The sequence below is a fragment of the Sulfurovum sp. UBA12169 genome (assembly GCA_002742845.1).
In the GTDB taxonomy this organism is placed as follows: domain Bacteria; phylum Campylobacterota; class Campylobacteria; order Campylobacterales; family Sulfurovaceae; genus Sulfurovum.
In genome coordinates this window covers 452974-473530 of the sequence record DLUH01000001.1, presented here as the reverse complement: position 1 = coordinate 473530, position 20557 = coordinate 452974, and the positions used below count along the sequence as shown (strand labels likewise).

Genomic DNA, 20557 nt, shown 5'->3' with positions numbered 1-20557 from the left:
TCATCATCTTCAATGAGGATGATGTTAAATAAGCATGCCGCGACAGACAACATCACTCTTTTTTATTGGCCAGATAGATAAATACAGACAAGGAGAGCACAACAAAAGAAATACCGCTCATCAGATAAAGCGCGTTGATCATATCCGGATTTTCTTTCATGGCTATCTTGAAGACTACCATGAGAGTTTCGATTGCCAGTGCAATGAGAATTGTAAAAAGAAATTTTGTGAGTACTTTAACTTCGCCTTTTTCGTCCTTAATGTAGCTTTTGTAAAATACCTCCTGCTCCAAAACCGTTTTGGCCAAATCAAAAATTGCCAGACCCAGTGTGGCTGCAATAATTGGCTTAAATATCGTTTGTATGGAAAGATCGAGAGAGAAGATGCTTTGAAAAAAATTGATCCCTGCATAAAGTATAGCAACAAAAGCGATCGTCATCATAAAAAAGCCTACAAACAAATAAAATATTTCTTGAAAACGGCTGAACATCGCATGTTTTTCTATAAAGCCAAGCCTTTCGATAAGCCTGCTGAGGTTAAAATCCATAAAAATAATTTTATTTCCTTCTTTTTTGCTGACGGTAATGCAGAGATTTTGCGTAGGGGTACTTTTATAGGGTGTAGTAAACGCAAAATCGTTCTCTTTGATATTTAAACGATTGATCAGGTAATGTCTGTCTGCACCCTTGGCTTCTTCGTCTATTTTACCGGGAAAGATGTTAGGGGAAATTTGTAGTTTTGTTTGGCTGTCGACGACATATACCAGCTCAAGTGATCGAAAAGTTTTAAAAAGTTTTTTATAATGATCGGCCTCCAGATCAGAAACGTATCCTATATTGTTGTGAAACGTATCTTCTATGAAGGCTTCAACTTTTTCTTTATGTTCATGATAAATGTCAATATATTCTTTCATTTTGACTCCTTAATATTTGCATTAGTATGGCATAAGGCAGGCAGAAACCGGAGGGATCAGTTGTATAATTTTTCATCAAACTCTGCTATAATCATTGCATGACACATCTAGAGAAAATCGCCAAAGCCAAAGCCAAACTGATGCTGGACCATCCTTATTTTGGAACGATAGCCTCTGCATTGAAACTTGAACAAAGCGACAATATCGAGTCATTTCTTTCTGACGGTATCCGCTTGCAGTACAATGATGCATATTTTGACAGCGCGGAAGTGAAAGAGATAGAGTTTGCGCTTACAAACGGGGCAATGCATGCAGTACTGGAACATACAAAACGCACCAATAGCCGCTATGATTGGCTGTGGCAGTTGGCAACGGACTATACGGTCAATGCTATGCTGGTCAGCAACGGCCTGCAGCTTCCGCCAAGAGCGAATTACCAAGAGCGGTTTAAGGGAATGTATGCCGAAGAGGTTTATGAGATGCTGCGTTTGGAGATCATGAATGAAGAGCTTAGCGGTGAGGAAAGTCTCAAAGAGCACGCACAAAAAGGGCAGGACAAAAGCGGCAATGACGGGGCGCTCCGAGAAGGCGGAGAGGCTTCCGGGGATCAAAATAAAAATAACAACAAAACTGCCGCTTCGAAAAGTACCGCTAAGCAAAATACTTCTCAAAACAAAAAAAAGTCTCAAGACACACCCCCCGATGGATCAAAAGTAGAAAATCCGCAGGAGGGTATGGGATCTTTGCAGCAAGAGTTTCAAGAGCAGTTTGAGCAGATATTTCAAAAACTCAATCGGCAAGGCAGTTTGCCAAAAGATTTGGAGTTTGTCGTTCCTGAGTATTTTTCTCACAAAATTCATTGGCGCGAGGTGTTGTATCGATATATCGCTTCTTATGCTAAAAGTACTTATGCCTTTATGCCTCCCAACATGAAATATCTTTATAGGAACATCTGCCTGCCGAGTCTAAGCTCAGATCTATTGCGCATTGTTGTCGCAGTGGATACTTCGGGTTCTGTGGATGAGTCTCTTTTGGGCATATTTTTGTCAGAAGTCAATGCAATCATGGAAAGTTATCCCAACTATGAGATAGATTTGATTACCGCGGATACGCAGGTGCAGTCTCATAGGGTTTTTTTGCCGGGCGAACTTCTTGAGTACAAACTAAGCGGCAGGGGAGGGACTGATTTTCGTGCCGTGTTTGACTATGTTGAAGCGCACATTGATTATCCGACATTATTGCTTTATTTTACTGATGGCTATGGTGTATTTCCGCAGTGTGAAGCTCCTTTTGATGTGTTTTGGGTTATGCCAAAAGCCCTGGATGTCCCCTTTGGGGAAGTAATAGTGTTGGATTAAGGTTCTCATCAGCCTTTTATATACTCATTTTGAGTATAATTTTTAAAATTGTACCCTTAGGATTTTTTATGTTAGAATTTGATAAAAATCAAGAAGCTTCATGTGTTTCTCGCTCTTTTGCTTTGCTGTTCATCCCTTTTGTTTTTTTGCTGGGGCTTGTGTTGGGATATTTGGATATCATACCTTTAAAGGTGGAGCTCCACACCCTCGTGATCGTAGCTTTTATCTTTATTGTTTTCGCTCTTTTTGCGCAGCATAATGCCAATTATGCTGCTTGTTACATGAGAGGATCATTTGTAAAGATGGAAGGGACGCTCCAAAATGCGCTTCGCGCCAATGCGCTGACCATTATGGAAAAAACCAAGTCAACCCTCAATGTGCGTGAGTTTATCGCCGAGTACTACAAAGATATCCGTAATGATAATTTTGCCAGAGTGGCGCCCTCTGTTTTCCCTATGCTGGGAATTTTGGGAACGTTTATCGCTATTGCACTTTCTATGCCGGATTTTACCGTCAAAGATCTTGAAGCGCTTGACCGTGAGATATCTATACTTCTTTCGGGGATAGGGACAGCGTTTTATGCATCTATTTATGGGATTATGCTTTCTCTTATATGGACCTATTTTGAAAAAAGGGGCAATGCCAAAATTGATAAAAATATCCTTAGCCTTGAAAAAATTTACAACTCCAGAGTATGGACAAAAAGCGAACTCATCAAACATGAACATACGCAAAGCGAACTCAAGGATCAACAGATTGTCCAAACACTCAAAGAGACTTTTAATCTTGACTTTATCAAAGAGCTCAACGAGCAATATTTAAAAAACTTTACAGCTATTATCAATGAGACAACACACAGTTTCGGCGAATTGACTAAAAATCTTCAATATGTCACGACCGATTTGCGTATGACGCTCGAGAAAGTACAAGACCGTCAAGAGAGTATTAACGCCGTTTCTGCCATCAAGCAGAACATTGAAGGGTTTAACTCCAATGCCAAAAATCTTCAAAAAGCGATGGAGCGTTTTGATGGAAGCGTGGATCACACTTTTGATAAGATCGATCAAGAGGTAGGGGAGATTGTAAAAAAACTCACTGCTTTTGCACAGATTATTTCAGAGCAGAATCAAATGATACTAAAAAATACAGCCGCCAGTAAAGAGGATATAAAATAGTGTTTAGTAGAAAGAGTACAAGCGAAGAAAGCAATTTCTGGATATCTTATGCTGATTTGATGGCAGGATTACTTTTTGTATTTATCCTCCTTATCGGAGCGATTGTCTCCAAGTCCATTATCCTAAAAACAGACCTTCATGAAAAAGAAGATGCCCTTGCGCTTATTTCTAAGACGCTTCAAAACAAAGAACGCACTCTTGATGAGTTGAGCGCTTCGCTTTCCAAAAATAAAGCACTTTTGGGTAAAAAAACCGATGCACTTTCTCAGAATGAACAAATTTTGAAACTTAAAGAAGATGAGATAAAAAAGCTTAATGCCATGCTGCTTGAAGCCAACACCCAAAAAGATTTGTTGAGCAATAAGGTAGTTATCGTGCAAAATCTTCTCAAAGAGAGCAACACCACCATCACTACGCAGAATAAAAAGATCGAAGAGTATGAAGGTAAGGTTCTTGTGCTCTCCAGTGAGCTGAATGAAGCAAACAAAACCGCCAAACTCAATGATGAAAAACTATTGGCACTGCTTAATGCGCTCGATGAAAAAGAAACCAGATATGATGAACTGGTAGCTAGCTTGCAAGCACAAAAAGCAAAGATAAAAGCACTTACGGGTATCAAGCTCAAAGTCATCGCCGCACTCAAAGAAGAGCTGGGTGACAAAATAGCCATAGACAGACAAAGCGGTTCGCTTAGGCTCGCATCAAATATCTTATTTGACAAAGGAAGCGCAGAGCTAAAAGAAGAGTCTAAAGCCAGTCTTAAAAAAGCATTTGAAGAGTATGTGGGCGCATTGGTGACCAATCCAAAGATCAAGCCGCATCTGGACAGAATCATTATTGAAGGGCATACTGACAGTGACGGCGGATACCTTTACAACCTTGATCTTTCACAAAAGCGCGCTTTGGCAGTCATGAATTTTTTACTATCGCTTGATTTTGCCAAAGAACAAAACATCAAACCTCTTCTGATTGCGTCCGGACGTGCTTTTTTGGATGCGATCAAAGTAAACGGGGTTGAAAATCAAGAAGCTTCAAGACGGATTGAGATCAAATTTGGATTGAAAAATGAAGATGCAATGCATGAGATAGAAAAGGTTCTAGATGCGCAATGACTTTGAACCCAAACATCTTCAGCGCGCCAAAGACAATCTTTCTAAATCCCTTGAAGTCTATGAGTCTGCTGCGCAGCAAAACAAACTGACGCAAAAAGAACAGAGAAAAAAACGTACTTTTTGGGAACGCGTGAAGGGGCTATTTATCCGTTAGGTTTTGTTCGTTTTGCAAAGCAGAGAAGGTGGAGTTTTCCTCTTGGGCTTTTTTCTCTTTGAGATAGTCTCTAAAGAGCTTAATATTTTTTCTGTGCTCTTCATAATTGTGTGTAAAGTTGTGCTTTCCTTCTTTGTTGAGCATAAAAAAAAGATAATCACTTTTGTGCGGGTAGGTTGCGGCCCTAAGCGCTTCAAGACTCATGGTGCCTAAAGCATGCGGCGGAAGACCTTTGTATTTATAGGTATTGAAGGGGCTTTCATCTGTTCTGATGCGTTCGGCAGTAACGATGGTGTGCGAGTAAGGGCCGTAGTTGAGGGTGCTGTCCATCTGAAGTCTCATATTTTTTTTCAGTCTGTTGTGAATTACCGAAGAGATAGCGGGCATTTCATCTGCAAGATTACTCTCTTTTTGGATAATCGAAGCTATGATATGCGTCTGTTTAAATTTTGATGCATCGGCTTCTTGCAAATGCTCTTTCATGAAAGTTTCAAGCATCTGTCCAGAGCGTCTAAAAAGATACTCCATCGTTGTTTTTTCACTGGCGCTTCTGGCTACAGTATATCGATTGGCGAGGATATCTCCCTCTTCAAATAGGGCATATTTTTTATAATAGCGCATCAGTTTCTTTTCATCCAATTTCATATCATTTGCCAATCGCCTAACAAGTTCTTCTTTGGTTTCGCCCGCATAGATCACGACCTGCATGGTTTTGGCTCTTTGGCGATGCATATAGGCATAAAAAAGGAACCGGCCGTGTGCTTTGGGGTCCACTTCGTACCAGCCTTTCATGGGAACACGGATAAGTTTCAGCATAAACGCATCGACCCATGTGATATCAAATCCGTTTTTTTTGAGTGTGTGCTCAACGGTTTCAAAATCGGAAGCAGGAAGGTAAAAAGTGGTCGCAGTGTAAGTGACAGGGATAAGATTATAAGCCAAAGGCAAAAGCATAAAAACCGTAAAAATTTTGAAGTAGATCACAAAACGGCTATATTTTTGAGAAATAATCTTTTTCATTGCCAATATTTTTACTATTCTTCCAATTCCATTTTTAACGTGATGAATGCAAGCAGGTCTTTAAGGGTGACGATTCCTACTGCTTTGTTGTTTTCGGTTACCAGCAGCCGGCTTGCCCCCGTGGTGTTCATCTTGACAAGGGCGTCATTGACGGCGGTGTCGATGCTGACGGAATTGTTTGTGTTTTTCGGGTGCATGACGCGACCGGCGGTATATTGTGTGCGCTCTTCTTGCGGAACAGCTTTAATATCTGCAATTGTGATCATTCCTACAATGCTATCCTCTTTGGTTACGGGGTACATTTTGTGCGGGTAGTGAGAGAGGTAGGTATCGACAAGCTCTTTTAAGGTAATGCCATAAGGAACCGTAACGGGAACGGGATTCATAAAGTGGCGCACTGATTTTCCGCTGAAGGACTGTTTTATCAGCAAAGAATGATAAGAAGCATTGGCGGCACTAAAAAGAAAAGATCCGATCAGTATCCACCATAATCCTCCGATGACATTGCTTGCGATCATATTGACAAAGCCGATAAAAATAATACTCACAGCAAAAAACAGGCTGATGCGTGAAGCCATTTGGGTTGCCCACCGGATATCTTTCTTTTTCCACCATAAAAAAGAGCGAAGTATCCTTCCTCCGTCTGTCGGAAACGCAGGAAGCATATTGAAAATGGCCAGCAGCATATTGATCGTGCCAAGATATCCTAAAACCCCGATTACGGGTATGGGCAGCCCTGTAACGCCTCCGACCGTATGAAGTATGCTAAATAAAACTGAAAGTAAAAGACTGGCTATCGGTCCGGCGATCGCCATTAAAAATTCGACTTTGGGGCTTTGCGGTTCGTCTTTCATTTCAGCCACGCCGCCAAAAATAAAAAGCGTTATATTTTCTATCTTGAGGCCATATTTTCTGGCAATGAACGCATGAGAAAATTCATGAATAATGATAGATGCAAAAAGGCCTATAGCTCCCGCTATGGCCATCATCCAATAAGTTTGCCCCTCAAGTTCTGTAAAACGGGCAGGAAAAAAACCCTCCGCAAGCGACCAGGTAACCAAAAAAAGGATAATAATCCAACTGCTGTCTATCCTTACGTTAAATCCGAACAGCTTAAAAAGTGTAATGTTGTTTTTTAGCATTTTGTATCCCATTTTCTTTGATTTTATTATAGCGGTTTTTTTATGGCGGCGCTATGGTGCAAGCCGTTGCAGCCATTTTGCCATAAAAATTTTATCAGCTTGCAAAGACTATAATGTTTTATTTGCAAGGAGTGCACATGATTATCTGTCATTGCCATATTCATATGGAGCTGCCCTATGTTTCTTCCCTGAAAGGACGCAGAAGTGTTTTAAGCAGCCTCAAAGAGAAGCTGAAAGCTTTCAATGTCTCTGTGCTGGACCTAAGCGGGGAATATGCCAAAGAGGCGGATGTGGCGTTTGTTTTTCTTTCTCACGACTCCAAGCGTACAGCACAATATAAATAGAAGATAGAGCAGATGCTGGAGCGTAATTTTAGTGAGTATATGTATGAGCTTGAGTGCGAGGAGATATAAACCCGACTCTTAACTCATCTAATCGCGGTCATTCTTCGGGAAGTATCTGATCGGGAAGATGCGGAAAACGTTTTTTGAGTTCTATAAAATAGTTGGGACTGTCAATGCATTCGGGATTTTCTGGTTCAGTGCAAGGCAGTTCCGCTATTTTCCACTTTCCATGCTGAAAATGCAGCAAAGCCGAGATATCCTCGTAGTGATTTATGCCGTCGGGTGATTGAGGGAGGGCATGTATCCAGGCCCAATTTTCTGCAACCTTAAGGTGTTTTACGACAAACACTACCTTGATTCCTTGTGTGCGAATAATCTCACTTCTGAGCGTATCAAGAATATTTTTACGTACCAAGCTCCCTTTTTGGGGCGCAAGGGTACTGTTTTGGTTGGCGGATATTGTCTTTTTGAGCGTTTTGCTGTCTTCTGGAGCACTAGAGCCTGCCGTTATGGCCAGGACAAATATGATCAAGGCTGTGCCATATTTTTTTTTCATGATTTTTGTTTTTCGCCTTTTTGGATTTTTACTGTATTTTTTTATTTTACCATCATTTGATTTTCACAATGTTTTGTCAAAAATCGGTGCAAGGTATTGGCAAAGGCATGTGCATCTTTTTGGCTGAAAGATTTAGGGCCTCCCGTCATCTCCCCGCTGTTTCGTATCTCTTCGGTGAGGTTGCGCATAGCTAAATACTGCTTGATGTTATCGATAGTGTAAAGTTCGCCTCTATGGTCTATGGCGTGGGCATTTTTTGAGATAATGCGGTCAGCCAGGGGGATATCGGCCGTTATGACAAGATCGCCTTCTTTTATCCTCTCTGCAATCCGATGATCTGCTTCGTCGGACCCTTGTTCTACAATGATGTATCGGATATGTTTTGAGTTGCCTATCGTGATACGTTTATTTGATACAACAAAGGTATTCAAGGAAAGCCGTTCGATACTGCGCAGCACGATGGGCTTGAGAAGATTGGGAAAAGCATCTCCGTCTATATAGAGTGTCACAGTATCTCTTGCACTCTTCCTACTTCTCCGGTATTTAAGCGCACTTTGATGCCGTGAGGATGAGCGGAAGAATTGGTGAGAATTTTTTGGACTTTACCGTAGGTCAGCCGACCCGTAGCCTGATCTTCTTTTAAAACGACAGCCACTTCTTGTCCGTATTTGATATTGGCCCGCACTTTTCCGTCTGAAAGGAGCATTTTAAGCCTTTGGCTCATAGTTGAGTACTTTTCTGACCGTATCGACCGAACAGAAAAAAAGAGCATCAAACACAGGATTGAGTCTCGTGGTATGCTCGTCTATCACTTCAAAAGGCTGAAAGAAAAAACCGCTTCCGTCTTCTTTGCGTTCAGGTTTAACGATAAAAACGACGGGCTTGAGGGTGCGTACAAGATTGAGCACTTTTTTATAGCTTTTGTCTGTTTCTTCGGGAAGGAGATTGCCGCGTTTACTTTCTCCCAAGCGTGCTTTGAGAAGAAGTTGGAGCTTATCATTGAAGATGACCTTGTTCCACTTGACGCTGCCAAGAGAGAAGGAAAACTCACTATTTTTTGCTACAAGAGGATGCGGCTTTGTTTCACGGATGGCTTCAAGAAGCTGCAAGAAAAAATTTTTGCCTCCAAATGCATTGGCACAATGTAAAAGTTTTTCGTGATAAATTTGTTTTTGTGCCTCATCTAGGCTGTTAAAGTCGCACATAATGACTTTCCCTTCTTTTTTTATTTGCATTATTATAGCGGAATAATCCTCGCCATACGGGCTGTCTAGTGCATTTGAAAATTTTCTATCGACAGATTTTGCCCATGGAGTATTGCAAAAATGATTTTACGGAAAATATGTTACACTGTGAAAGTACTGTATAGATCCGCTATAGAAAGAAAAATGATGAGTATTCCCAGATATCCCCATTGTGAAACAATTGAGGCATTAACAGAAAAGCTAGAGACTTCCAAAGAAGGGCTGAGTGACACTGCCGCACAAAAAAACTTTATTTTATACGGACCAAACGAGATTGAGGAAAAAAAAGAGAGCCTTGTTTCTCTTTTTCTTGCTCAGTTTAAAAGTCCTTTGGTTTATGTGTTGATTCTTGCGGCGATCTTGTCTCTCTTTTTAAAAAATATCCATGAAGGCATCGTCATTATTCTCATTATTTTAGTCAATACGCTGATCGGATTTTGGCAAGAGGTCAAGGCTTTGACGTCTATCGAGGCACTCAGAAAACTTACCCAAAACAAAATTCATGTAAAAAGAGAAGGGCATATAAGATATATCGCTTCTTGCGAACTTGTGCCGGGTGATTTGGTGGTATTGGAAGAGGGCGATATCGTACCGGCGGATCTGCGCCTCTTTAAAGCGAACGGATTGGTAGTGGACGAATCCATCCTCACGGGAGAATCCGTACCGGTAAACAAAGATGCAGATCTTCTTCTTCCTGAAAAAACACTGCCCTATGAACTTGAAAATATGGCGCTATCGGGTACGACCGTAACCAGGGGAAGCGCAGAGGGGTTTGCGGTGTTTACCGGCCCAAAAAGCTATCTTGCTTCCATAGCAAACCAAGCCAAAGAAGCTTCTCCTGATTCGCCTCTGACCAAAGCGCTTGCCGCTTTCAATAAAAAACATATGCTTGTTGTTTCATTACTGATCGTGCTTTCTGCTGCAGGTGCGCTTTGGCAGGGCAGAGGGACTCTTGAGGTGATCTATCTGGTGATTGCAGAGTTGGTCTCAGCTGTTCCTGAGGGACTGCCTATCGTAGTTACGCTGGTGCTGACCATGGGGGCGGTAAGTTTGAGTTTCAAAAAAGTCTATATCCGGCACTTGCCTTCGGTGCAGACTCTGGGGAGTGCCACCGTGATCGCTTCAGATAAAACCGGAACCATCACCGAAGGAAAGCTCAAAGTCGAAAAAGTTTTTTCGCTTGACGATGCCTTTGTGCAAACCGTCTCAGCCCTTGCGAACGAATCTGTCCGGGGAAAAGGGGATCCTTTGGACGTGGCGCTTGCGCACTGGCTTGGCAAAACGTATGACCACATCCAGGACTTGTATCCGCGTGTCAACCTCTATCCTTTTGATACCAAATACCGTCTCATGGCAAGTTCGCATATCGTCGAGTCTGAACATAAGATTTTCGTAAAGGGCGCCTTCGAGTCACTTAGGCAGTTTGCACTCAATAAAGAAGATTTTCAAAGGCTTCAGCATGAGCACGACATGATGGCATCCGAAGGGCTGAGGGTTATCGCCTTGGGTATGGGAGAATACACCACACAAGAGGTGGAAGAGTGGCAAATTAGGATCGTAGGGCTGGTAGGTTTTTTGGACCCTCCGAAAAAGGGAGTATTGCAAGCGGTTCAGACGGCAAGAAAAGCCGGGCTTAAAGTAATGATGATTACCGGAGATAATCCGCTTACTGCCACAGCCGTAGCAAAATCCGTCGATATTTGTCAGGAAGGGGATCTGACGGTCACGGGCAAAGAGCTTGATGAGATGGACGATGAAAAATTGCTTGCCGTTTTGTCCAAAGTGGCAGTGTGGTCAAGGGTGCTTCCCGAACACAAGTACCGCATTGTCAAAATGCTTCAGCAGCAAGATGAAATCGTTGCTGTGACGGGAGACGGCGCCAATGACGTGCCGGCCTTAAAAGCTGCTGATCTTGGGATTGCGATGGGAAGCGGCACGGATGCGGCAAAATCTATGGCAAAAATGGTGCTTGCGGACAACAATCTTTCCATCATCGTTGATGCGATCAAACAGGGACGGACGATCGCAGCCAATATCAGAAAATCAATCTATTTTCTTGTGTCGACAAGCCTTGATGAGGTGATGGTCATCACGGGCGCTATTTTGATGGGACTTCCGCTGCCGCTTTATCCGGTGCAGATTTTGTGGATCAATCTTGTTTCAGACAGTGCGCTGGATAAGACCTTTCCTTTTTTGCGGGAGGAAGAAGATGTCATGCGCAGGCCCCCTACAAAGCTGCAAGAACAGTTTTTGGACAAGGTTCAAATCTTTCGCATACTCTATGCAGCGCTGGTTATTAGTGCGGGTACGCTTTTTTTGTATGTGTGGATGCTTGAACATACGAGTACGGAGCGTGCGATCTCTACACTTTTTACCGGATTTGTTATCGTGACATGGATGAACGGGCTGCAATCGGTCAAGGAGAATGAACCTTTTTTGAAAAACATCAAAAAATCCCTGCAGATCAACCCTTACATGTTTTACGGTATAGGTGCGGGATTGGCGCTTCAGCTTTCAGCGATTTATCTATTTTCGGATGTTTTTCATACCGTACCGCTTGATGCGCAATCCTTGAGTATGATCGGGCTTTTGGCGTTGTGGGTGTTTGGCATGATCGAGATACGGCAGTGGATCGAGTATCTTGCAAGAAACCGCTAAGATACTCTGTTTTGAAATTTTATTGAGGGGTGTTATAGGCTCTGTCTCCGGCATCTCCCAGCCCGGGGATGATAAACATTTGGTCGTTCAGTTTCTCGTCTATCTGCGCGATATAGAGTGCGATGTCGGGATGCTTTTGCTCTACCACGGCCAAACCTTCGGGTGAGCCGATGAGGTTGAGAGAGATAATATTCTTGGGCATTTTAGTCTTGATAAGCGCAACAGCATCGCTGAGCGATCCGCCTGTGGCAACCATCGGATCGACGATGATCACCGTTTTGCCTTCGCACGGAGGGATACGGTCATAGTAGAGTACGCTTTGATGGGTTTTTTCGTCGCGTTTCATCGCCAAAAATCCTGCCTGCGCTTGCGGAAACAGCGCCGTGAGTGCTTCGATCATCGGCAAACCCGCGCGCAAAATAGCTACAAAGACCAACTCTTCTTCTTTGAGAAAGTCAAAAGAAAAATCCCCCTGCCAGGTTTTTATGGGACAAGATTGCGGTTTTTGTGCGCTGAGCGCCTCATAGGCCAAAAATCGTGCCAACTCCTGAACGATATGGCGAAAGCAAAGCGCATCTGTTTTGGTTTCACGTAAGTGGTTAAGCAGATTTTTTGCAACAATATTAGTAAGTTCATGGATCATGCTGTCCCTTTTTTTGTTAACTTTATTTTTTAATTATATCCAAACATGGTTTGATTCAGCCAAAAACAAAAAAACAAGGACATATCGGTCTTTATGCTCTTTTGAAGAAAATGATATAATCAAAGCATAGAATCGCAAAAGGTAAAACCATGGCAACGAAAAAAGAAAAAGAAACTCCCAAACTTCACAAATCCAAGATAGGATTTGATGATGTCGTGGGACACAAGCAGATCAAAAAACGCCTCAAGGCAATTATCCGAATAGTAAAAAATCCTCAAACATTAGAACGTTTTGACACGCCGCCTCCCAAAGGGCTGCTGCTGTACGGTCCTGCAAGCGTAGGGAAAAGCATGCTGGCAAAAGCATTTGCAAAAGAGGCCGGCATGTCTTATTATGAGATATCCGGATCACGGCTGTTTGACCTTGTTTATATCAAAGAAGTCTATGAAAATGCCAAAAAGCATGCACCTTGTATCGTGATCCTTGAGGATATCGATATCAAAGGGGTGATGCAGGGAGCCATCACCAATGTCGCGTTTCCCGATATCGCCAAAGTGCTTGAAGGGATTGATGCGATGGTGTTTACCATCGCTACGGCAGAGACGCTTGAAGGGGTCGATCCGGTTCTTACGGCTCCCCAAAAGCTTGATTTTTTGCTTGAGGTGTCCAACCTTGATAAGGATGCAAGAAGGTATTTCATCGAACGGATCATGCAAAAACCCCATGACCCCGCCATCAACACCGAACGTATTGTGCGCTATATCGCGGGTATGAGCGCCATGGAGCTTGAGAGGCTGGGGCGCATGGCGGCGCTCAATGCCATCGAAGAAGAAAAAGAACTCATCACCGAAGAGATACTTATAGAGCAGATCAATATCATCAAGTACGGACACAAAGTCGAAAAGGCAATGGTAAAAAACTTCGAAGAAGAGCTCAGGATGACCGCCTACCATGAGGCGGCCCATGCCGTGCTTTCTTCGATACTGCTGCCGCACATCAAGATCGAACAGGTGACTATCTCGCCTCGAAGCAAAATGCTCGGCTTTGTCTCCTATAATGCCGAAGACCAGCTCTCAAACGTCACCAAAGAAGAGCTGTTTCACGATGTGTGCGTGTTGCTCGCAGGGCGCGTAGCCAAGATCAAAAAAGCCGGCAACGAACACATGGACAGCGGCGCGATCAATGATCTTTCCCAGGCATCCCTGCAGGTGTATGCGGCCATTTCCAGTTTGGGGATGGACAAAGAACTCGGGTTTATCAACATCGAATCCATCGCCGGCCTAGACAGCTACTTTTTAAGCCAGCAGATCGAAAAAAGATTTTTGTACTGGATAGATATGGCCAAAACCCATACGGAAAAACTGGTCGAGACGTATTGGGACAAGATCGAAACACTGGCATTGAAGCTGGTCGAACAGGAGATCGTAGAAGGCGATGAACTCTCAAAAATCATCGGCAAAAAAAAGGCCGTCCACAAGATACCCGAAGGATTGTAGGCAGATTCCATAAAAAGCAAAAAGTTTGAGAGCGGACACATTGTGTCCGCTTTTTGTCCTATACTGCCGACAAATAGATCACATCCGCACACTTTGAGTCGGTTTGCTTGACCGGGGTCAATGTTGTAGCTTTTAAAACAGTTTATACTTCAAAATAACTCAAGCAAACCGTAAGATTTGTGCAATTTTATAGAAGGTGAAAAGTGAATTATACGAAAGTTGCCATTTTAGAAAATTATCGTGATTTACTTTGTGTTCCGGGCTTCACAAAAAGACTTCATTTAGCACCTTGATTACAAAATTTCATTGAGTGTCTATATAAAGAAAATGGATCACGCTGCATAAATGATAGGCGGAATAAGAAGTTCTCTTCTGTTTGCAGCTATGAGCAATCGCCTGTTCTTTTAAATGGTGAGGTACGTATATTGCGAGGCAGCGGGCACTACTATCTTGTCTTTGTGTTTAGGCGCGAAAGTGTTTTCAAGAGCCGATCGCAAAAAATATCAAAATCCGGCAGCTGAAGATCGGCTTCTCTTTGTTTTGCACCCCACATCGGTTCGGGGAAATAACTGTCCCGGGTAAAGCGCGCCATGATATGCCAATGCACATGAGGAACATAGTTGCCAAAACTGGCAATATTGATTTTGTCGGGTTTATAATAGGCGATCATCTCTTTTTCGATAAGATCAAGCAGTTCATAGATCTCAGCTTTGATAGGCGAGGGGACTTCACTCATCTCTCTGTAAGGATACTGCGTAAAGATCTTGAGCCATGGGATTTCGCTAGGATGAATCTCGATTTTGATTGTGGTGTTTTCATATATAGTTAGCATTATCGTATCCTTTTAAGCGTGTGGCAATTGAGCTTATAGATGCTTGACGCTTTTGCGTTTTTATTGAGAGGAGTGATGACGACATCGGCAGCTTCTTTGGCAAAATGTTCATCATAAGGGTGATTTGAAAGATTGGCTGACGTGGTATAGGCCCAGCCAAGCCTTTCAAGCAGCAAGAGATGATGCTTGTCCCTGACGACGCGGTAGGAGTGTCCGTCGGGCAGAACAAAAGTGGTTTTTTTGGCGCGTCTTACGAGATTTTTGTATTTTTTGGGTATGCGCGCAAAGGTATTGAGTACCGCAAGGGAGGGCACGGCTTTGATATAATGCTTGTGCGGAGGCCGTTGTTTTATTTTGTCGAGTTTTGCCGCATTTTGTGAGACAAAACCGATAGTCGTATCGGTTTGTGTGAGAAAGACAAGCTTTGAAAACTGTTCATTGTCCACTTGCTCAGTGCCTGCCTAACTGAGATAGTCTTGCAGTGCTTTAGGTTCAAGCTCTCCGCCGTGTTCTTTAAGTTCTTTGATAGCTTCAGCGGTTGCACGCGCTGCAGCGATAGTGGTGAAATAAGCCACTTGATTCGAAAGAACTGACTGGCGGATGGTTTTTGCATCCGTTTTGCTTGCTTTGTTGTCGCTGGTATTGATGGCCAGCGCGATCTCTTGGTTGCGGATCATGTCATCGATATTGGGGCGGCCTTCTGAAATTTTAAAGACTTTGCTTGAAGCAATGCCTGCTTCTTGAAGTGCGGTATGGGTTCCGGACGTTGCAACGATTTCAAACCCTAAATCCACAAACATTTTGCCGATCTCACCCGCATAAGGTTTATCGTTCTCTGTCAAAGAGATAAAAAGTTTGCCGCTAAGGGGGATATTGTTTTTGCTTGCAAACTGACTTTTGGCAAAACTCATGCCAAAGTTATCCGAAATCCCCATGACTTCCCCTGTGGATTTCATTTCAGGCCCCAAGATAAGATCTGAACCCGGAAGCTTGTTAAACGGGAAAACAGCCTCTTTGACGGCTACATGGTTTTTAAGATTGGGCTCCATGATCTTTTTGTCAAAGTTTACCACCTTGAAAGTATCATAGTATTTGAGCGCCTCTTTAAGATCGCCTTGCACCATGACTCTGGTAGCTACTTTTGCCAGAGGAACACCTGTTGCTTTTGAGACAAAGGGAACGGTTCTTGAGGCTCTTGGATTAACCTCGATAAGATAGATCTCTCCTTTGTGAATAGCATATTGGATATTGAGAAGTCCTATGACTCCAAGTCCAAGTGCGATCTGGGCGGTCTGATCTTTTACTTCGTCAAGCAATTCAGCAGAGATGGAGATTGGAGGAAGTGAACATGCACTGTCTCCCGAATGAATCCCCGCTTCTTCGATGTGCTGCATCACCGAACCGATATAGACATCGGCTCCATCACAAATTGCATCCACATCAAGTTCGATCGCATTATCGAGGAATTTGTCAATGAGTACAGGAGCATCATTGGAAACGCTTACCGCTTCATCCATATATTCTCTCAATTCTGCATCATTATATACCGTACGCATACCGCGTCCGCCAAGCACAAAACTCGGGCGCACAAGCACAGGATATCCGATACGGTTGGCGATCGCCATCGCTTCATCTTTGGCAAATGCCGTACCGTTATCAGGCTGCTTGAGTCCCAACTCTCTTATAAAGGTAGAAAATTGCTCTCTGTCTTCCGCAAGATCGATTACTTTGGCTGAAGTACCGGAAATTTTTGCGCCGATAGCGGTAAGATTTTTTGCCAACTTAAGAGGTGTCTGTCCGCCAAAGTGCACGATCACGCCATCTGGCTTTTCGACTTCAATCACATTTCTGACATGTTCAAAGTCGATAGGTTCAAAATAGAGGACATCTGAAGTGTCGTAATCGGTAGAAACAGTCTCGGGGTTGCAGTTGTACATGATAGACTTGATACCCATATCTTCCAAAGCAAAAGCGGCATGCACACAGCAGTAGTCAAACTCTATCCCTTGTCCGATACGGTTAGGTCCGCCGCCTATTACCAATACTTTTTTGTCTTTGGACGCGGTCACAGGCTGCTGGGGCAGTTTAGTGATGTTTGTTGTAGAGTAAAGATAGGGTGTCAATGCTTTAAACTCGGCAGCACAGGTGTCTACTTCATTGTACTCAAGACGTACACCGAGTTTTTCTCTTGCATTGTAGATATCGTTTTCACTAAGAGTAAGCCCTTCGTTTTTATTGATGATCAGCGCTATCATGGCATCCGAAAAACCTTCGGATTTGACTTCTCTTAGTCTTGTTTCGTCTGAAAGCAGAGCGATATCCATCGTTTTCTCTCTTTGAGAAAGCTCTTCAAATTGGTAAAGAAACCATTTGTCTATTTTGCATAAATCATAGATAGCTTCTACGGACATGCCCCGTCTAAATCCTTCATAAGCATAAAGCATTCGGCTTTGGTTTGGACGTCTGATCTCTTTAACAAGTTCTTCCTGATCGCACTTAACGCTATTAAATCCGACCAGTCCTGTTTCAAGCGAGCAGAGTGCTTTTTGAAATGATTCTTTAAAGGTGCGGCCTATGCTCATGACTTCTCCGACAGATTTCATTGCTGTGGTAAGCGTAGAGTCAGCCAGCGGGAATTTTTCAAAGGTAAATCTCGGAAGCTTGGTGACAATATAGTCAATCACCGGCTCAAAGCTCGCAGGTGTTCCGGTAATGTCATTGGTGATTTCGTCAAGCGTAAAGCCTACTGCCAGCAATGTAGCAACCTTGGCGATAGGATATCCCGTTGCTTTAGAGGCAAGTGCCGAAGAGCGGCTGACTCTGGGATTCATCTCAATAACGATCATGCGGCCTGTTTCAGGATTGATGGAGAATTGAACGTTTGATCCGCCCGTATCTACGCCGACTTCACGTAAAATTTTAAACGAGGCATCTCTCATGTGCTGATATTCTTTGTCGGTCAGAGTAAGTGCCGGAGCGATAGTGATACTGTCTCCGGTATGTACACCCATGGGGTCAAAGTTTTCAATAGAACAGACGATAATACAGTTATCTTCTTTGTCCCGAATGACTTCCATTTCATATTCTTTCCATCCCAAAAGAGACTCTTCGATAAGGATTTCAGAGATAGGGCTGGCCTCAAGACCGCCTTTAACAATCTGTTTAAATTCGTCCATGTTATAAGCTACCCCTGATCCGCCGCCGGCAAGTGTATAAGAGGCGCGAATAATAAGAGGGAATCCGATATTCTTGGCTGCATCTAAAGCTTCATCCATCGAATAAGCATATTGTGACACAGGGAGATCCATACCAATCTTGATCATCGCCTCTTTAAATGCTTGTCTGTCTTCGCCTTTTTTGATGGCTGCAGGATTTGCTCCAAGAAATTCAATGCCTTCGAGCATTTTTTTGTCATGCATGCTCATCGCAACATTGAGCGCTGTTTGTCCGCCCATAGTAGGCAAGATGGCATCAACATTTTCTTTTTTGATAATTTTGGCAATCACTTCTTCGGTAATAGGTTCGATATAAGTGCGATGCGCAAATTCAGGATCAGTCATGATGGTTGCCGGATTGGAATTGATAAGTACAACCCGATAGCCCAACTCTTTGAGTGTTTTTGCTGCTTGAGTTCCTGAGTAGTCAAATTCACAAGCTTGTCCGATGACGATAGGTCCTGATCCGATAAGTAAAATAGTTTTGATGTCTTCGCGTTTTGGCATGGAGAAATACCCTTGATTTTTAGTTAAAAATTATACACTTAAGAGATATAAAAAGCCCTTAAAAAGGGTTTTTATAAAGAAAATAGATATTAAAAAAGGTCCAAACTGTTGCTGTTTTGCAGATTTTTATTTTTAGGTTTTTCTTTGACGGTGGTTTGTGGGGTTTTTGGTTTAACCGCTTCGATTTTTTCTAAAGGAATTTCCGGTTCAATTACATTCTCCTGTGTTTGGTCAATGCGGCTTGGTATGCTCGAAACAGTAGGCATTGTTTGGTTATTGTCTTGCATTATTGCTGTTTGATTCTGTTCCTTTTTTAAATCCATAGACGTAGAGTATTGTACGGCTAAACGGGTAGTATTGGCATCAAATCCTTGCGCAAGTGTTGTTTTTGCATCATTGATTAAAAAAAATGTTTTGGGATGAAAAATATCACTATAGGTTTTGATGCGAGCCACCTTGTAAGAGCTTTGAACCTCGATTTCGGTCACGATGCCTACCGGAATATCGCTGAAAAATATATCATCCAGCCCGTTGGTGACCACAAAGTCCCCCTTTTTTATCTTATGCCATTTGGGGATAAATTTGACTAGCATTTCATTTTCTTTGAACCCTATAGCAATACCCGGAGCCTTGTCTTTGCCTATAAAAACAGCAAAGCGGCACATTTCATCAGAAGTTAAGTAGCCATAAAGTTGATGGTTATGCACTTGCGCAGTACCCGCAACGACATTATTTTGTATCAGACCATAGAGTTTGCCTTCTTTTAAGCCTCTGGGTTTGGTGAGAATAATTTGTGAAAAACTGTTAAGTTTTACATAAGAGATGGTATCGGTGATAGAGATGTTGCGAGCAGGTATCTTACTAAGCTGGGGCAATATGTTATAGATATCTTTGACTTGCTTGATATAGTGGGTTTGTTCCAAAAGACGTTGGCGCAGAATAAGATTTTCTTTATTGAGTTTCTCAATGGACTCTTTTTGAAAGAGATAGCTTTGGCTTTTATCTTCTAAATTTTGTGTGAAATGTTGATAGTTTTGCTTAATGGGGTTGATGACACCCAAAAGCGTATTGGTAATACGCTCATCATTTCTTGTCAAAAGTATGGTTAAAACCAAAAGCAGGATGACAATGATAACGATTCTAGTCTTCATATGCCGTTTGTTGTAGCAGATCTATTTCATCCAGTGCCTTACCTGTACCTTTGGCTACGGCAAGAAGGGGTTCTTCTGCAACATACACAGGAAGCTTGATAATATCTGAAAGGTATTTGTCTAAACCTCTGATGAGTGCGCCGCCTCCTGAAAGTACAATACCGTTTTCTACGATATCTCCGGCTAGTTCGGGCGGCATTTCTTCAAGAACAGCCACCAGCGCATCGGCAATTTCCTCCAGTGAATCTTTCATGGCTGAACGGATATGTTCGCTGGTAATCTCAATAGAGGTTAGGCTGCCTTCTATTTGATCTCTTCCTCTTACAACAGTGGTTAACTCTTCTTCGAGGGGGATAGCGGTACCGATTTTGATTTTGAGTTCTTCTGCAACTCTGTCACCAATAAGAAGGTTGAAATTTCTTCTGCAGTAATCTACGATAGCCTGATCAATTTTGTCTCCGGCGACACGGATGGATTTGCTAAGTACAAGTCCGCCCAAGGAAGTTACACCAATCTCAGTTGTCCCGCCGCCGATGTCAACAATGAGATTGCCGTTGGGGTCTTTAACGGGAAGTCCTGCTCCTATAGCGGCTGCCATAGGTTCTTCAATAAGATAGACATAACGAGCCCCGGCATGTTCCGCGGAATCTTTAACAGCACGTCTTTCTACTTGCGTTAATCCGTAAGGCACACTGATGATGATGCGCGGGCTGAAAAAGCTTTTTCTTTTGTGTGCCTTTTCTATAAAATAACGAATCATCATTTCTGTTACTTCAAAATCTGCAATGACACCGTCTTTCATAGGGCGGACAGCTCTGATATTGCCGGGGGTTTTCCCTACCATTTCTTTAGCTTCTTGCCCTACTGCAAGAATGCGTTGATGCCCCTGTTTGTCAAATTGGATGGCAACAACAGAAGGTTCATTGATTACAATCCCTTCACCTTTTACCAATACAAGGGTGTTTGCTGTTCCTAGATCGATGGCTAAGTCATTAGAGAACATGCCCAATAATTTTTTAAACATTTATTTATCCTTT

The 20557-nt window shown here is 42.8% G+C and carries 18 protein-coding genes and 1 pseudogene; 6 read left to right on the top strand and 13 right to left on the bottom strand.

All coding sequences use genetic code 11. The features are described 5' to 3' along the window. Positions 1–52: 52 nt before the first annotated feature. Positions 53–913, bottom strand: coding sequence for a hypothetical protein (locus CFH81_02505; protein ID DAB41186.1), 861 nt, complete (start codon positions 911–913; stop codon positions 53–55). A 98-nt stretch (positions 914–1011) separates the two neighbouring features. On the opposite strand from CFH81_02505, the gene CFH81_02500 reads away from it, so the two are divergent. The 3 genes from CFH81_02500 (at position 1012) to CFH81_02490 (ending at position 4558) form a co-directional block, all read left to right on the top strand. Then, on the top strand, positions 1012–2271 hold the full coding sequence (locus tag CFH81_02500) for a hypothetical protein (protein ID DAB41185.1): 1260 nt from the start codon (positions 1012–1014) through the stop codon (positions 2269–2271). A 68-nt stretch (positions 2272–2339) separates the two neighbouring features. Beyond that, positions 2340–3446 (top strand): hypothetical protein, encoded by a 1107-nt coding sequence (locus tag CFH81_02495; protein DAB41184.1) that lies wholly within the window; start codon positions 2340–2342, stop codon positions 3444–3446. Positions 3447–3505: 59 nt separating this feature from the next. Next, a complete protein-coding gene (locus tag CFH81_02490) occupies positions 3506–4558 on the top strand; it encodes a hypothetical protein (GenBank protein DAB41422.1) in 1053 nt (350 codons plus the stop codon). 139 nt (positions 4559–4697) lie between these two features. On the opposite strand, the gene CFH81_02485 is transcribed toward CFH81_02490, so the two are convergent. Both CFH81_02485 and CFH81_02480 read right to left on the bottom strand, forming a co-directional pair. Next, positions 4698–5732: a hypothetical protein gene (locus CFH81_02485; protein ID DAB41183.1), complete on the bottom strand. Its 1035-nt coding sequence runs from the start codon at positions 5730–5732 to the stop codon at positions 4698–4700. A gap of 14 nt (positions 5733–5746) precedes the next feature. Next, complete coding sequence (locus tag CFH81_02480; protein DAB41182.1) at positions 5747–6886, bottom strand: site-2 protease family protein; 1140 nt, start codon at positions 6884–6886, stop codon at positions 5747–5749. 101 nt (positions 6887–6987) lie between these two features. On the opposite strand from CFH81_02480, the pseudogene CFH81_02475 reads away from it, so the two are divergent. After that, positions 6988–7287 (top strand): annotated as a pseudogene (locus CFH81_02475) (hypothetical protein). 28 nt (positions 7288–7315) lie between these two features. Here the strand turns inward: CFH81_02475 and CFH81_02470 are convergent. The 4 genes from CFH81_02470 to CFH81_02455 form a co-directional block, all read right to left on the bottom strand. Beyond that, a complete protein-coding gene (locus CFH81_02470; GenBank protein DAB41421.1) occupies positions 7316–7678 on the bottom strand; it encodes a hypothetical protein in 363 nt (120 codons plus the stop codon). A gap of 137 nt (positions 7679–7815) precedes the next feature. Further along, entirely contained in the window at positions 7816–8283 is a 468-nt protein-coding gene (locus tag CFH81_02465) for a DUF188 domain-containing protein (protein DAB41181.1), read from the bottom strand. After that, the gene (locus CFH81_02460; GenBank protein DAB41180.1) at positions 8280–8480 is read right to left on the bottom strand and encodes a hypothetical protein; all 201 of its coding nucleotides are present in this window, start codon (positions 8478–8480) and stop codon (positions 8280–8282) included. Before CFH81_02460 ends, CFH81_02465 begins: the two co-directional genes overlap by 4 nt. Position 8481: 1 nt before the next feature. Beyond that, on the bottom strand, positions 8482–8979 hold the full coding sequence (locus CFH81_02455; protein DAB41420.1) for a hypothetical protein: 498 nt from the start codon (positions 8977–8979) through the stop codon (positions 8482–8484). A 186-nt stretch (positions 8980–9165) separates the two neighbouring features. Between CFH81_02455 and CFH81_02450 the strand changes: the two genes are divergently transcribed. Beyond that, positions 9166–11676, top strand: coding sequence for a cation transporter (locus tag CFH81_02450; GenBank protein DAB41179.1), 2511 nt, complete (start codon positions 9166–9168; stop codon positions 11674–11676). Positions 11677–11695: 19 nt separating this feature from the next. Here the strand turns inward: CFH81_02450 and upp are convergent, their stop codons facing one another. Next, the gene (gene upp / locus CFH81_02445) at positions 11696–12319 is read right to left on the bottom strand and encodes a uracil phosphoribosyltransferase (protein DAB41178.1); all 624 of its coding nucleotides are present in this window, start codon (positions 12317–12319) and stop codon (positions 11696–11698) included. Positions 12320–12468: 149 nt separating this feature from the next. Between upp and CFH81_02440 the strand changes: the two genes are divergently transcribed. After that, positions 12469–13815 (top strand): peptidase M41, encoded by a 1347-nt coding sequence (locus CFH81_02440; GenBank protein ID DAB41177.1) that lies wholly within the window; start codon positions 12469–12471, stop codon positions 13813–13815. Between the two features lie 445 nt (positions 13816–14260). Here CFH81_02440 and CFH81_02435 read toward each other — a convergent pair whose 3' ends face one another. The 5 genes from CFH81_02435 to CFH81_02415 all read right to left on the bottom strand — a co-directional run bounded on the left by CFH81_02435 (position 14261) and on the right by CFH81_02415 (position 20544). Continuing rightward, positions 14261–14647, bottom strand: coding sequence for an HIT family protein (locus CFH81_02435; protein ID DAB41176.1), 387 nt, complete (start codon positions 14645–14647; stop codon positions 14261–14263). Next, positions 14647–15093, bottom strand: coding sequence for a Sua5 YciO YrdC YwlC family protein (locus tag CFH81_02430; GenBank protein ID DAB41175.1), 447 nt, complete (start codon positions 15091–15093; stop codon positions 14647–14649). The genes CFH81_02435 and CFH81_02430 overlap by 1 nt, the downstream gene beginning before the upstream one ends. A 15-nt stretch (positions 15094–15108) precedes the next feature. Then, on the bottom strand, positions 15109–18369 hold the full coding sequence (carB, locus tag CFH81_02425; protein ID DAB41174.1) for a carbamoyl phosphate synthase large subunit: 3261 nt from the start codon (positions 18367–18369) through the stop codon (positions 15109–15111). Between the two features lie 89 nt (positions 18370–18458). Beyond that, entirely contained in the window at positions 18459–19520 is a 1062-nt protein-coding gene (locus tag CFH81_02420) for a rod shape-determining protein MreC (GenBank protein DAB41173.1), read from the bottom strand. Beyond that, positions 19510–20544, bottom strand: a complete 1035-nt coding sequence (locus tag CFH81_02415; GenBank protein ID DAB41172.1) for a rod shape-determining protein — start codon at positions 20542–20544, stop codon at positions 19510–19512. The genes CFH81_02420 and CFH81_02415 overlap by 11 nt, the downstream gene beginning before the upstream one ends. Between the last annotated feature and the right edge of the window lie 13 nt (positions 20545–20557).

Coding starts and splice junctions, on each gene's coding strand:
- CFH81_02505 (DAB41186.1), bottom strand. CDS start 913: ATGAAAGAATATATTGACATTTATCATGAACATAAAGAAAAAGTTGAA.
- CFH81_02500 (DAB41185.1), top strand. CDS start 1,012: ATGACACATCTAGAGAAAATCGCCAAAGCCAAAGCCAAACTGATGCTG.
- CFH81_02495 (DAB41184.1), top strand. CDS start 2,340: ATGTTAGAATTTGATAAAAATCAAGAAGCTTCATGTGTTTCTCGCTCT.
- CFH81_02490 (DAB41422.1), top strand. CDS start 3,506: ATGGCAGGATTACTTTTTGTATTTATCCTCCTTATCGGAGCGATTGTC.
- CFH81_02485 (DAB41183.1), bottom strand. CDS start 5,732: ATGAAAAAGATTATTTCTCAAAAATATAGCCGTTTTGTGATCTACTTC.
- CFH81_02480 (DAB41182.1), bottom strand. CDS start 6,886: ATGGGATACAAAATGCTAAAAAACAACATTACACTTTTTAAGCTGTTC.
- CFH81_02460 (DAB41180.1), bottom strand. CDS start 8,480: ATGCTCCTTTCAGACGGAAAAGTGCGGGCCAATATCAAATACGGACAA.
- CFH81_02455 (DAB41420.1), bottom strand. CDS start 8,979: ATGTGCGACTTTAACAGCCTAGATGAGGCACAAAAACAAATTTATCAC.
- CFH81_02450 (DAB41179.1), top strand. CDS start 9,166: ATGAGTATTCCCAGATATCCCCATTGTGAAACAATTGAGGCATTAACA.
- upp (DAB41178.1), bottom strand. CDS start 12,319: ATGATCCATGAACTTACTAATATTGTTGCAAAAAATCTGCTTAACCAC.
- CFH81_02440 (DAB41177.1), top strand. CDS start 12,469: ATGGCAACGAAAAAAGAAAAAGAAACTCCCAAACTTCACAAATCCAAG.
- CFH81_02435 (DAB41176.1), bottom strand. CDS start 14,647: ATGCTAACTATATATGAAAACACCACAATCAAAATCGAGATTCATCCT.
- carB (DAB41174.1), bottom strand. CDS start 18,369: ATGCCAAAACGCGAAGACATCAAAACTATTTTACTTATCGGATCAGGA.
- CFH81_02420 (DAB41173.1), bottom strand. CDS start 19,520: ATGAAGACTAGAATCGTTATCATTGTCATCCTGCTTTTGGTTTTAACC.
- CFH81_02415 (DAB41172.1), bottom strand. CDS start 20,544: ATGTTTAAAAAATTATTGGGCATGTTCTCTAATGACTTAGCCATCGAT.